Genomic DNA, 13,237 nt, shown 5'->3' with positions numbered 1-13,237 from the left:
TCTGCTTAGGAAGCGGAAGGAAGAAACAGGGCGCTCGCAGGAACAGTACCCTTCACTTGGCTTGGGCTTTCCCACATTAGACGCGCTCTGGCATCCCCTTGATTCTCGTAATACTCCACTTTAATATCATATAGCTGCCCGGCATTCAGGCTGATGCTTCCCATGCGTTCGGTTCCACTCTGTTTCATCCAGCTGTCAATCACAAGACTGTCATTGACCCAAACGCGGATGCCGTCATCTGAAGTAGTATAGATTGTGTACGTTTCACTGTAGAGCGGCTTAATCTTGCCGCTCCAGCGTACGGAGAAGAAATCGATGCCGATTGCAGCATCCGGGGTGCCTAGACGCCAATTGAAATCAAGAATGGCGTCGTTACGTACAAGTGCCGGAGTGCCTGACAGCAGCATATTATTGAAATATTCTGCCTTTAGCCCATTCTCAGCAGGTGCTGCTGTCGGTGTTGGTGCCGGCGCTGCTGGCGTCGGTGCTGCTGTTGGCACCGGTGTTGCTGTTGCTGTTGCTGTTGCCGCCGGTGTTGGCGCAGATATCGGTGTTGCCGTTGGCACCGGTGCTGGTGTTGCTGTCAGCGCAGGTGTCGGCGTTGCTGTTGCGGCTGGTGCTGCTGTCGCCGCTAAAACCGGTTTTGCAACCAGGCTGAGTGTACTGTCCAATTCTGTCTGGCTGGCAGCAGCTGCCCCGGCATTCACAAACAATGCGCTGGCCGGAACCGTCCCTTTGACTTGGCTTTGACTTTGCCACATTAAGCGGATATTCGCATCGCCGGCATTCTCGTAATACTCGACCTTGATGTCGTACAACTGACCGCCTGTTAAAGCGATGCTTCCGGTACGCTCGACTCCGCTCTGTTTCATCCAGCTGTCAATGACAGCTTTACCGTTAATATAAACGCGGATACCGTCATCCGAAGTGGTAAAAAACTGATAAGTCTCACTATACGTTGGCTTGATTTGACCGGTCCAGCGGACGGAGAAGGAATCTATACCGATTGAAGGATCCGGCGAACCCTGGCGCCAGTTAAAGTTAAGCAATGCATCATTGCGCACCAAGGCGGGCGTACCGGAAAGCGTCATGTTTTTGAAGTACTCTCCCTTAAGTCCGCTCACCACAGGCGCTTCCACTGAATCATTAGAGTCAGGCGTTGGCATTGCCGTCGGCTTCGACGTTGCTGTTGGCGTTGGTATCGGTGTTGCCGTTGGCGTTGCTATCGGTGTTGCCGTTGGTGTCGGCGTCGGTGTCGGTGTCGGTGTTGCCGTTGGCGCAACGGCTGGTGCACTCCAACTCTTATATTTATTCCGGGTCAGTGTATAGCTATCATTCATGAAACTCTTAATCGTAGTTGTGCTATTTTTCTCATAGAGCATTTTTCCCCAGTTCATCATGAAAACGAAATTTTTCTGGGAGAGCTTCAGTTTGGCCGTGCTGGGCATCTCACCGTTTTCACCAATGCCTATCGGTTTACCGGCAGCCAGACTAAGCAAACTGTCATAGTACTTATTCATATAGTCGTTATCATATATATCTGCTGCAAGAACATCCACTTTGCTTGCGCCCGGATAGGTCAGCGCATAAGGATCAGACCAGGCATTCGGTGCATTGGGGTTCCATACCCACAACAGATTGTTTAATTGATGAACGTTCACGAAACGGTCATACATAATATTCCACAGTTCAGCAAAATTACTTTTCTTCCCCCACCAGAACCAGTTGCCGTTCATTTCATGATAAGGTCTCCAAAGTACGGGAACGCCCGCATCCCGCAAGCTTTTGAGCGACACCGCCACTTTATCCAGATCCGTGATCAGGCTGGCGTATTCTGCCGTGCCCGGCGTTACATACCTGTTAAATTCCGCTTGGGTGAGCGGCTTCTGCACATTGGACCAGAGGTAAGCCGTCCCCGGCAGATTCTGATGAAAGGTCATTGCGACAATGCCGCCGTTCTTGTACCAGTTGATCGCGCTGTTCACCACATTCTTGCGCTGCGATGCAGCCGTACTCTCCGACTGGCCGCTAATTACGCCAAGCTCATATCCGTGAAGAGCAGCATATTCTCCGCTTGTTCCCTTCAACTTGTTGCTGAATTCATCCGGGCTCTCCAAATAATCGTGCTGTCCAGAGATAATCCCTTTTCCGGTAATGGAATAGAGGTTACTAAGCAGCTTGACAGCTTCGGCTGAAGCGTCCGGATTAACCGGCACTGCTGTGCTTGATGAGGCTTCTGCGGTTGAAGGCGACAGCCCAAATCCTAAAGGCATAGCGGTTAACAATACGGCAAGAGACAGCAAGGTGGACAGCAGACGAGACTTACGGTAAGTTTTCAAAATGATCTTCCTTTCGGTAGCCAGGCTGCCACTCTTGCGAAGGCCCTATGGCTTTGCGTCCCTATCTTTCGATTAGGTTTGCCTTTGTCGTTTTGGAAGGATTTATCCCTCTTACCGTAAGTATCGTCCCTATGAAGTTTTTATTTAGAGCATTAATAAAAATAAATTAATAAATGGTTCTAAATGCCTGTTTTGGATCTGCAACAATTGGGTAAATAGACTGTTTAGGCCTAAGAGATAAACTGTTGCAAAGCTATATCTTCCCAATCCAAGGTGATGCGGATGTTATCCTCTTCTACCAGTTCCGAGCCGGTCTGTACCTCGATAAACTCTACATCCGTCAGCGCAAGAATCGCATGTTTGGTGCCTTCCGGTATACGCACCACATCTCCCGCCTTCACATTATGCATCTTCTCATTAATTACAATGCTTGCTTCACCGCTGACAAATGTCCAGATTTCACTGCGTTTATGGTGCAGCTGGTAACTGATATTTTTACCCTCTTCGATAAAAATCCGTTTGGTCAGCACTTCATTTCCCTCATCGTATTTCACATAATCTATGACCTTATAATGGCCCCAGCGGCGTTCTTCGTACATCGGTCTTTGTTCAAAAGACTTCAGCACTTCCTTGATTCTCGGACTCTCCGCTTTATGGGTAACCAAAATCCCGTCCGGGCTGGCAGCGATAATCAGATCCTTCGCGCCGATCACCGTAATCGGAATATCCAGCTCATTAATCAGGCAAGTGCCTTCGGAATCGGCCGTCACGAACCCTTTGCCCACATGGTTGCTGTTCATTTCTTCGGTCAGCGTGTTCCAGGTGCCCAAATCCTTCCAGAATCCGTCATAAGGCTGAACTACGATTTTCTCCTCTTTTTCCACCACTTCATAGTCAAAGCTGATGGAAGCAAGCAGTTTGTACTGCTTCTGCAGTTCCTCATAGTTCAGCGGCAATCCCTTGCGCTGCAGAATATCAAGCAGGTAACCCAGGCGGAACGCGAACACGCCGCAGTTCCAGAGGGCATTCCGGCTGATCAGTTCCTCGGCCTGCTCACGGTCAGGTTTCTCCTGGAAGTGACTTACCTGCAGATAGCCGCTTGCTCCCGCCTCTGCGCTGGTAGGAATGATATATCCGTATTTTTCTGAAGCATGCTCGGGTACTACACCCATCAGCGCCAGGTTCGCTCCGCTCTCCTGCATCGTTTGCTCAAGCTGCACTACTGTATCGAAGAAGGCGGCTTCCACATAAGGATCGACCGGCAGGATGGCCACGGTCTCGCTTGGCGAAACGCCTTCCATGGAATACAGGTAGGCTGCTGTCAGGGCAATCGCAGGAAACGTATCGCGGCGTTCCGGCTCAACGATGATAGGCACCTCGCTGCCAAGCTGGCTCTGAATCATTTCCACCTGGCTGCGGCCGGTAGCCAGATAAGCCGAACCCGACATATTAGCTTCCTCCAGCTGCCGCCATACCCGTTGCACCATGGATTCCGGTTCACCCGTCGGGCTCTCAAGTACCTTCAGAAATTGCTTCGAACGTGAATCGTTGGACAATGGCCAGAGACGTTTACCTGAACCGCCTGATAGAAGTACCAGTTTCATATGGAACCCTCCTCATTATGTGTTGACGCGAAAATACCGGATTGTTATTGTGAGCTACGAGCTAAACAGCAACCTCGAGATGCTAGAATGTTTATAGCGCGCTGTTGCTGCGCGATAGCCTTCAGATACAACTGTTACGGGAGTCACTGCAAGGAATGTTTGGACTTTCGGCCGCTGTTGTCTGCAGATTTCTTGATTTATACCGCTGTCCGCGGTGGAAATCCGCAGACAAAGGCGGACGCATTCGCTCCTACAGTTCCAAAATTCCTCTCCGTTCCATTCCATAACAGCTTACTTAGATGGATTCCAGCTGGGCTATGCGCCCTAGCAAGACATTCACGCCCGCGGCTTGCACCCACAGGCGAAGCACCCTGCTAAAGATCCGGCATTGCCGCTAGTTTGACGGCAGTAAAAGGCAAGGTGTTAGCTTAGATCGCACCAGCCACGCTGGCCGAATACCCGCTCAGTCCGCCCATTTGCGGGCGTCCGACGGAATGGTATTCCAAGCCGGTGCCTTCGATCTGCTCCTTGGAGTAGACGTTGCGGCCGTCGATCAGAACCTGGCGGCGCATACTGCCCGCCAAGCGATGCAGGTCGATATCCTTGAACTGGCTCCAGTCGGTCAGCAAGCATACGGCATCACTGCCTTCTGCCGCCTCTTCCGGCAGGCCGCACCAGCGGAGCTGCGGATGATCGTATTGCATTTTGAAGTTATCGGCGGCAATCGGATCATAGAGCTTCACTGTAGCTCCCTCCGCTACCAGCGCTTCGACGATTTCACGGGCAGGTGCCTCGCGTACATCATCGGTATTCGGCTTGAAGGCCAACCCCCAAATTCCGATAACCGCGCCGCGCAGGCTGCCGAGCGACTCATGAAGTTTGGAAATAATCATAAACCGCTGCCCTTTATTCACCTCAACCACCGATTTCAGCAGCTTAAACTCATAGTCCACGTTACCTGCGATCTGGATCAGCGCATTGGTATCTTTCGGGAAACAGGAGCCTCCATAACCGATTCCGGCCTGCAGGAAGCTTGAGCCGATTCTCCGGTCCATCCCCATGCCTTCCGCCACTTCGGTTACATCAGCTCCCACTTTTTCACAGATGTTGGCAATTTCGTTGATAAAGGAGATTTTGGTTGCCAGGAAAGCATTCGATGCATATTTAATCATTTCCGCACTGCGGATATCCGTTACGAAGATATTTTCAGTGAAGCCTTGATGTAGCTGGCGCATCGTTGGCTCCAAAAGCGGATTATCCAGACCAATCACAATCCGGTCAGGATGAAGCGTATCGCGGATCGCCGAGCCTTCACGCAGGAATTCGGGAGCGGAGACGATATCGAAGGGATGATTCGTGTGGGAAGCAATAAGATTGCGGATTTTCTCATTTGTGCCAACCGGTACGGTCGACTTGGTCATGATGATTTTATAGCCTTCCATCGCTTGCGCAATTTCTGTGGCTGCTCCCTCGATATACGTTAAATCTGCTTCGCCGCCCGGCAGGGAAGGTGTTCCTACAGCGAGGATGACGATATCAGAAAGGCGCACCGATTCCTGCAGATCTGCCGAAAAGGATAATCTGCCCTCACGGAGATTCATTTCGATCAGCGCCTCAATACCCGGCTCATAGATGGGGGATTCCATCCGGTTCAATTTTTTGATTTTCTCCTCATCCTTATCGACGCAGATGACATGATTCCCGTTAAGTGTAAAACATACGCCAGATACAAGACCGACATAGCCGGTACCGATTACTGCCAGCTTCATATAATCATCCTCCTTTAAGAAAATTAACGTAGGCCTGTTCCACATACTGCTTGAACTGAACCATAAACGTCTGTTCATCGAATTTATGCGCATGCCCCATAATCTTGCTGATGTCCCACGCATAGGACTCCACTTCGTGGATAGCCTTCAGCAGATCATCCACTTCCTGATTCTGAAAGAATACGCCATTGACATAAGGAACTATGGTATCCAGCGCCCCTCCGGCCTGATAAGCAATGACCGGTCTTCCTGCGGCATTCGCCTCCAGGGGCGTAATTCCGAAATCTTCTTCTCCCGGAAAAATAAACGCCCGGCATTTCGACATCAGGCCCGTAACCTCTTCATCCTCCAGCCGGCCCAGAAAAGTAACATTATCTTTGGCCATTCCTTCAAGACGCTTACGGTCCGGCCCGTCGCCGACGATATAGAGCTTAAGGCCATTCCGGCTAAAAGCCTCCACTGCCAGGTCGATCCGTTTGTAGGATACAAGCCGGGAGACGATCAGGTAATAGTCGCCGATAGAGCTGGAACTGGTGAAGCGGGCTGTATTGATCGGCGGGAAGATCACATCGGCATCCCTATGGTAATAGTTCTGGATCCGCGTCTTCACTACGGAAGAGTTGGCCACGAACTGGTTTACATTTTTGGATGTCCGCTGATCCCAGGTCTTGAGCCGCTGCATATAGACCTTGAGCAGTCTTTTGAACAGTCCGGAATTCGATTGCCGCTCCATGTACGTGTCATAATCCCAGGCAAAGCGCATTGGCGTATGACAGTAGCATAGATGAAACGTGGATTCGGGAACCTTTATGCTTTTCATAAAAGCACTGCTGGAGCTCAGGACGATATCGTACCCGCTAAAGTCCAAATCACGAATGGCCATCGGATAAAGCGGCAGTACCCCTTTAAAATTGGCCTTCACTCCCGGGATCTTCTGCAGCCAGGAGGCCCGGATATCCGCATCTTTGAGGTTGTCGGTCAGGCGGCTTCCGTTAAAAACCGTCGTGAAGATCGGAGCCTCCGGATACATGTGGTGGAAGACCTCCACAACTCTTTCCGCTCCGCCCATTTGGATTAAGTAATCGTGCGCTATCGCAATTTTCATGTAAATCATCCTCAAAGTTTTATGGAGCAGCATCATCAAGTAGTGAATGCATGGAAGGAACGGTGCCCTTAAGCTTTAGCATTGTCCGGAAAAACAGCTCAGGTTGCGGCGAGCAATCCTTTGTAATAAGCGACGATGTCCTTGACCGTATTCTCGATGACAAAATGCTCTTTTACCCGCTTCATTCCACTTTCCGCCATCCTTCTTCGCTCTTCGGGATGGTTCAGCATCCAGGTGATGGAATCTGCAAGTACGACTGGGTCTCCAGGCTGGATCAGCAGTCCCGTTACACCGGGAACCACAATCTCTACCGGGCCGCCTTCATTGGAGGCGATTACCGGCAGTCCAGCCGCCATGCCTTCGACAATAACCTGGCCGAATGGCTCAGGGGTAATCGAAGTGTGAATCAGCAAATCAGCAGTTTTCATAAGGCCTTGTATGTCATCCACATGACCCAGCAGTTTGACGTTGGTAAGCCCATCCTGCTGCATCTTTTGAATTAATTCCTGTTTATATTCCTCTTCCCCGAACAAGGCATCACCGGCCAGCCAGAACTGGACACGGCTGTCATCCTTGAACGCTTTGGCAGCCTCCAGCACGATATGCTGGCCTTTCCAGTGCGCCAGCCGGCCCACCAGCAGGACGTTGAAATCCTTCTGGTCCCGTCTGCCGATGCTCTCGCCGATTGCTTTGGCAAAAGCGGAGTAGACCACCAGTGTCTTCTTCGAGCGCGGCAGCTCCAGCGCATTCAGTGTGGAATGGGAATTGGCAATCACGCCATTGGGAAGCAGGCGTGACAGCAGCCGGATCGCCTTGGCGACAACCGGCTTCAGGTACGGTGCACCGATATGGTCCCGGATATGCCAGATCAGCGGCACTCCCGCTTTCTTCGCGGCAACTGCACCGTAGAAGGCAGATTTCAGGGAGTTGGTGTGCACACAATCCACCTTTTCCTGTTTGAGCAGCGGCGCCAGCTTGCGGCCGTAAGCCAGCAGCTTGAACGCCGCAGCCGGAGCGCCGAGATTGACGGCATTTCTGCCGCGGCTGCGGATGCTCTCATCAAGCGGGATGATGCGGACGTCGATGCCTTTTTCGCGCAGACGTTCAGCCAGCGCCCCTTCTTCGGCCAGGATGACCAGCGGCTGAATCTCTTTGCCGATGTTGGTGAGAATGTTGAACAGCGCAACCTCTCCTCCGCTCCACTTGGCGGTGTGATCAATATAAGCGACTTTTAGCATCCTGCAGCCACACCCTTTCCCAATGTTTGAAGGAATACCGATTCCACTTGATCGCCCACATGCTGCCAGGTGTATTTCTCCAGCACATGGTTTCTGCATTCGTCACGGCCGGGAAGCAGCTTGCGGTTGCTGAGCATATGAATCATGCCTTCCGCCATATCATCACTGGTCGAACCCTTGAACAGCAGCTCCGGACGGAAGCCCTGCAGAATCTCTTTGTTGCCTCCGACCGGAGTAGCCATAACCGGAAGACCGGAAGCCAGTGCTTCAACAGTGATAAGTCCAAAGCCCTCGAGTGCCTGTGAAGGAACCACGAACATGTCAGCAGCCTGGTAGTAGGAGGCCAGTTCATGATCGGGAATGTAGCCAAGCAGCCTGACTTTGTTACTGAGACCATAATCGGAGATTTTTTCTTCCAGCTCTCCGCGCAGCGGACCTTTGCCTCCGATCAGCAGAATCGCGTTCGGGAACCGCTCGGATACCTGCTTCCAGGCTTCCAAAAGCTGCAGCAGCCCCATCCGGTTCATCAGCCGCCGGACCGTCAGTACCGTCGTTGCTCCCTCCGGCAAATTCAACGTCCGGCGGACAGCCAGCCGGTTGCTGGCAGGGATGAACCGCTCCACATTGGCTGCACCCGGGATCACGATGATTTTGTGCAGCGGCACACCATGCAGACTGTGCAGCATATCGCGGAAATACTCGCTAAGTACAATGAACTGGTCGGCCAGTTTGTAGGCCTTGCGTTCAATAGATTTGGCAATCGTTGTTTTGACCCTGTGTTTAATGCCCTGGCCTTCGATCTTCATCTCTTCATTCCATGGGCCATGAAAAGTCATGACCACCGGAATCCCCCGCTTCTTCGCTTCCATCGCCGGCCCAACGCCGTAGGGTGCGAAGTGGGTATATAGAATATCAATGCGCCCGCTCCCGCTGCCCATCAAATCTGCAGCTTTACGCTGAAAAGCATCCTTACGCTTCCAGATCGTTTCCTTGGGATCTCCGGCGTTATGAATAATCAGTTCCTTCGAGGTGGACGGCGTCTCCTGACTGCAGATCAGCGCATGCACCTGGTTGCGTGAGGAGAGCTGCTCGCAAACGGATTTAAAATAAGTGTTAAGCCCGCCGGGCTGTAACGAAGGCCAACTGAGGCCTGTCGTCATAATGTTTAATCCGTCACTGTACGGCATAGCTTCTCTCCCCTTTCTTTTCTTTCTCGGCCTGCCCCTGTGCGTTGTGCTGGGCCAGCTTGCCGGAGCTGTTCAATTCGTAATGCTTGAAGCCGACCATGAATTCATACATCACCCAAAATACGGATACCGCGAACCCTGCAATGCCTTTCTTGAACAAACCATGCAGAAAATATTTCTGCAGGAACCGTGCCGGCGGCCGCAACAGCAGATTTCTCAGCTTAAACGGCTTGCCGCTCGCATAAGCGCTCTGCGCTTCCAGGTCGGTGTATTTATTAAACCGGGTTACATGGTCATTGATGCTGCGGAAGCCCTGATGCCAGAGCGTTCCGTTCAAGCGAACCGTCCGTTCCTCCAACACCTCGGGCATTTCATGCACCAGGGAGTTGCGGATACCGTACTCCTTGCGGTTGTACAGCCGTACCAGATATTCGCCCTTATCCAGCCATCTGCCCAGAAAATCACCGATCCGGTATAGCGAGTAAGCTACACCCCGGTCCGTCAGCGCCGGCTTGCGCTCAAGAATATCCTTGGCCAGCTCATCGCTGACCACTTCATCGGTATCAATCAGGAAGACCCAATCATGGACGGCGCGTTCCACTCCGAATTCTCTTTGCTTCGCGTATCCGGGCCATGGGTTGACGTATACCCGGCAATCCAGGCTTTCGGCCAATTGCACCGTCCCGTCTTTGCTTCCTCCGTCGATTACAACCACCTCGTCGGCGAAAAGTCGGCAGGATTGAATTGCTTTGGATATTCGAATTTCGTCATCCTGAGCAATGATGACAGCAGATATCGGGTAACTCCCCGGGCCGCCAAGCACGCTTGTCACTGAATCCATGAAGGTTTCCTCCTTTGCTTTGATGGTCCGGTGGTTGTCGTCATTACGAGAAATGTTTGGGCTTTCGATCGCTGTTGTTTTCTAATTTCTTTGATTGGACCGCTGTTTAGCGGTTGAAATTAGAAAACAGCTAATGCTTCCGAAGCGAGCTTTTCTACGAAAAGCTTTTAGGCGAACGCTAACGCTTCTACAGCTCCAAACTTTCTCTCCACTCCTCTCACACCGTCCCTTGTTTATTTAGCAGCTAAGCAGCTCGCATCGTACCTCTGCTCTCTAACTGCTCGTATCCGCGGGTTTTTTATGAATATAGGAATTCATCGTCGTCTTCATCCACTTAATGTCGTCCCCGTTGATCAGCAGCCGCGGCAGCTTGACCTTCAGGTTGTATTTAATATTGAGAATAATGAACAAGAACCGCAGTACAGCCGATGACAACATCGCCACCCCTGCTCCGAACAATCCGAACTTCGGCACCAGCAGGAAGAGCATCGGGATCACCAGGATCAAGCCCACTCCCTGAAGAATGGATACGAATTTCGGTTTGCCAAGCGCCATAAAGACCTGAGCCAGAATCAGTGTGCCTCCGCTGATCGTAACTTCCAGCAGCAGCAGGCGGAATACGGTCAGCGCCGTATTGAAATCCTTCCCGTACAGCAACGGAATAACGAAGGGGGCCACCAGCATCAGGAACACCGCGCCGAGCAGGGTGCAGGTCGTACTGATCCGGAATGCTTTGAAGGTAAGGGCGATCGCTTCCTCCTTCGAGAGCTCAGAGGCCTTTGGAAAAAGCACCACGGTAATCGAGTTCGAGAAGAAGTTGACCATCCGCGACAAGCTCACTGCTACTGCATACAGTCCCAAATCGGCTGGCCGCAGCAGACCGGCAATAATGATCTGGTCGATATAGCCGGAGAATTGGCCGAGCAGGTCATTTCCGTAAGAGCCGAGGCCATACGTGAATAATCTTTTGAAATTCAGGTATGCGTCCTTCAGCTTCACCCTGTAGGTGCGGAGCAGCAAGATTGTCATTCCGATAAACAGCGGTACGGATGGAACCAAGTAAGCCAGTGCCGTAGTAAATGGATTCATATGATCCGTGAGGATCAGAACGCCAATGGCTGCCAGCGTCAGCAGAGGAACCAGATAACGCATCCAGTTAAAGGTCTTGTAATCCCCTCTGAACTGAAATGCCGCGTTGTTAATCTGCGAGATCACAATCAGCGGACACAGGATCATCGACCATTGCGCAAAAACCACCACCTCCGGACTGAAGGATTCCAGCCAGTAGGGTAGGACAAAGATTCCCACTGTCATGGCCACCATGCCAAACCCAAGGCCGATCATCAGCGCCACCCGGTAGAGCACCCCGGCCTCATCCGGATTCTTCTTGGCATTGTAGATCAGCGCCGAGGGAATACCGAAGCTCATACTGAACGCCAGAAACTGGGACCAGTTCACCATAGCTGTCTGTTCCCCGCGGCCTGTCGGCCCGAGATAGCGGGCAGTCAGCACACCCGTCAGCATGTTAACCAGCAGAATCAACACGCTGACGAACATGGTTTTTACGGCTGCCGAGCTGTTGTCCTTGCTCTTTGTGAATTTCTTGAGCGAGGACCAGACTGTGCTAGTGGGAAGTGATTTCGCGTTCAACTGCTGCATGTGGTGTTCCCTTCTTTCTGCTCTCAATAATCTCTTTGGCGCTTAGCCCAAGGCCGATCAGCATCCATATCAGATATCCCTTGAGTCCGGGGAATCCGTTGTCAGACACCAGGCTGACTACCGCCCCCATCCATGCTGCCAGCGATAGCCGGGCATAGGGCTGAAGACTGTCCTTGCTGGTGACTCTGACCACAATCTGTTTAATGACGGCCCCAAGTGCGCCGAAGAAGAATAAGGCGCCCAGTACTCCAAAGGTAAGCAGCAGTGCGATAACGCCGTTGTCCATGTTGCCGTACTCTCCAAGCTCCCCGCCGTTGCCAATCTTTGTTCCTTGGCCTACACTGCCGATTCCCTGGCCAACCGGATTAGCGGCTACCATCGGCAGCATGTTCTGCCATAAGCTGAGCCGTTCATTATAGGAGTGGTCTTCCTGTACGGAGGTAAGTGTCTCCATGCGGGCCACCAGCCCCTCTGCTCCCGGCAGCTTGGGAACGATCCAGATCAGCGCTACGGCGACAAATCCCAGCTGAAGCAGGGTTTTCCACTTCCCTTTGGAGGGAGAAGAGGCGATGTACACCAGCAGCATAACCAGCAGGACCAGCCAGGCGGAACGCACCAGCGTGGTCAGCAGACAGACCACAACGAGCAGGACACCGATCCAGCGCAGCGTGCCTTGCCATCTTTTCTCCAGAATCATCGGGACGAGGGCGAATACCAGGAAGGTCGCCGCCGGTCCGGGAGAATTCAGAGTGGAAAAGACGCGGATTTCCAAGGGATACGGTGTTCCGATGGACATCATATCCGCATTCCTCATCCAGAAAGCGTCCCAGGGAGGAACCGTCAGATATTGGATGATGCCGTAGATCGCCACCAGGACTGCAATATTGGCAAAAGCGTACAGCAGCCGGTCAATATCCTTAGGCTTGAAACGCGTTACCGCGAAGAACGGAATCAGCAGCAGCGGTACGATGTAGTTAGCCAAATCGTATACCGAGCCTATGCCGTTCTTCGCCAGACCGATCAATGCGCCGTAGGCCAACGCTACCGAGAACAGCAGAATAATCCGCGTAGAGGATTTCCGGATTCTGTGGATTTCCTTCAGCACCGGAATCGCAAGTGTTGCTCCCGTCAGCAGAGGCGCCAGGCTGAGCAGGGATACCGAGTGGTAGACCCCTTCGTACCAGTCGGCGATACGCCGCAGCTCCGGGGCCACCGCCCAGATCAGCAGAGTATAGGCGATCAGGTGTTTCGGCTTCAGCAGCGCCAGCAGGAATGCGGGGAATAGAATCCCTGCCAGAATGACCCCCTGCAGACTGCTGGAAGAGCTGAGCTTCGCACTGGCGAAGCCGATCAGCAGCGGAAGCCCCAGGCACATAGCGCAGATCAGCGTCATCATGACGCCTGACTTCACCGAAGTGAGGGATGGCAATGTCAGGTTGCTTTCATTCTGGCTCATCATCTTCATTTCCCCACCTCCGCCCTATGGCCATCCAAA

9 protein-coding genes and 1 riboswitch are annotated in these 13,237 nt (G+C 52.4%); all 9 genes read right to left on the bottom strand.

Annotated elements, in window-relative coordinates; translation table 11 throughout:
- Positions 1-5 precede the first annotated feature (5 nt).
- The gene (locus ACAN56_RS16075) at positions 6-2,339 is read right to left on the bottom strand and encodes a PA14 domain-containing protein (RefSeq protein WP_379144092.1); all 2,334 of its coding nucleotides are present in this window, start codon (positions 2,337-2,339) and stop codon (positions 6-8) included.
- A gap of 12 nt (positions 2,340-2,351) precedes the next feature.
- A riboswitch (cyclic di-GMP riboswitch) is annotated at positions 2,352-2,432 on the bottom strand.
- 137 nt (positions 2,433-2,569) lie between these two features.
- Positions 2,570-3,943, bottom strand: a complete 1,374-nt coding sequence (locus ACAN56_RS16070; protein WP_038586519.1) for a sugar phosphate nucleotidyltransferase — start codon at positions 3,941-3,943, stop codon at positions 2,570-2,572.
- A 428-nt stretch (positions 3,944-4,371) separates the two neighbouring features.
- Positions 4,372-5,712, bottom strand: coding sequence for a UDP-glucose dehydrogenase family protein (locus tag ACAN56_RS16065; protein ID WP_379144088.1), 1,341 nt, complete (start codon positions 5,710-5,712; stop codon positions 4,372-4,374).
- A gap of 4 nt (positions 5,713-5,716) precedes the next feature.
- Entirely contained in the window at positions 5,717-6,817 is a 1,101-nt protein-coding gene (locus ACAN56_RS16060) for a glycosyltransferase (RefSeq protein WP_038586514.1), read from the bottom strand.
- A gap of 98 nt (positions 6,818-6,915) precedes the next feature.
- Positions 6,916-8,055 carry a glycosyltransferase family 4 protein gene (locus tag ACAN56_RS16055; RefSeq protein WP_038586511.1) on the bottom strand — a complete coding sequence of 380 codons (1,140 nt, stop codon included), beginning with the start codon at positions 8,053-8,055 and terminating at the stop codon, positions 6,916-6,918.
- The gene (locus ACAN56_RS16050) at positions 8,049-9,242 is read right to left on the bottom strand and encodes a glycosyltransferase family 4 protein (RefSeq protein WP_038586508.1); all 1,194 of its coding nucleotides are present in this window, start codon (positions 9,240-9,242) and stop codon (positions 8,049-8,051) included. The genes ACAN56_RS16055 and ACAN56_RS16050 overlap by 7 nt, the downstream gene beginning before the upstream one ends.
- Positions 9,229-10,083 carry a glycosyltransferase family 2 protein gene (locus ACAN56_RS16045; protein ID WP_038586505.1) on the bottom strand — a complete coding sequence of 285 codons (855 nt, stop codon included), beginning with the start codon at positions 10,081-10,083 and terminating at the stop codon, positions 9,229-9,231. The genes ACAN56_RS16050 and ACAN56_RS16045 overlap by 14 nt, the downstream gene beginning before the upstream one ends.
- A 273-nt stretch (positions 10,084-10,356) precedes the next feature.
- Positions 10,357-11,742 (bottom strand): oligosaccharide flippase family protein, encoded by a 1,386-nt coding sequence (locus ACAN56_RS16040; RefSeq protein ID WP_038586502.1) that lies wholly within the window; start codon positions 11,740-11,742, stop codon positions 10,357-10,359.
- Positions 11,708-13,207, bottom strand: coding sequence for an O-antigen ligase family protein (locus tag ACAN56_RS16035; RefSeq protein ID WP_038586499.1), 1,500 nt, complete (start codon positions 13,205-13,207; stop codon positions 11,708-11,710). Before ACAN56_RS16035 ends, ACAN56_RS16040 begins: the two co-directional genes overlap by 35 nt.
- Positions 13,208-13,237 lie beyond the last annotated feature (30 nt).

It is taken from the genome of Paenibacillus paludis (assembly GCF_042610515.1).
GTDB lineage: Bacteria > Bacillota > Bacilli > Paenibacillales > Paenibacillaceae > Paenibacillus_AQ.
The sequence above is the reverse complement of the archived record's forward strand: the minus strand, read 5'-3'. Positions and strand labels throughout refer to the sequence as shown.

Coding starts and splice junctions, on each gene's coding strand:
- ACAN56_RS16070 (WP_038586519.1), bottom strand. CDS start 3,943: ATGAAACTGGTACTTCTATCAGGCGGTTCAGGTAAACGTCTCTGGCCA.
- ACAN56_RS16035 (WP_038586499.1), bottom strand. CDS start 13,207: ATGAAGATGATGAGCCAGAATGAAAGCAACCTGACATTGCCATCCCTC.
- ACAN56_RS16055 (WP_038586511.1), bottom strand. CDS start 8,055: ATGCTAAAAGTCGCTTATATTGATCACACCGCCAAGTGGAGCGGAGGA.
- ACAN56_RS16050 (WP_038586508.1), bottom strand. CDS start 9,242: ATGCCGTACAGTGACGGATTAAACATTATGACGACAGGCCTCAGTTGG.
- ACAN56_RS16065 (WP_379144088.1), bottom strand. CDS start 5,712: ATGAAGCTGGCAGTAATCGGTACCGGCTATGTCGGTCTTGTATCTGGC.
- ACAN56_RS16060 (WP_038586514.1), bottom strand. CDS start 6,817: ATGAAAATTGCGATAGCGCACGATTACTTAATCCAAATGGGCGGAGCG.
- ACAN56_RS16040 (WP_038586502.1), bottom strand. CDS start 11,742: ATGCAGCAGTTGAACGCGAAATCACTTCCCACTAGCACAGTCTGGTCC.
- ACAN56_RS16045 (WP_038586505.1), bottom strand. CDS start 10,083: ATGGATTCAGTGACAAGCGTGCTTGGCGGCCCGGGGAGTTACCCGATA.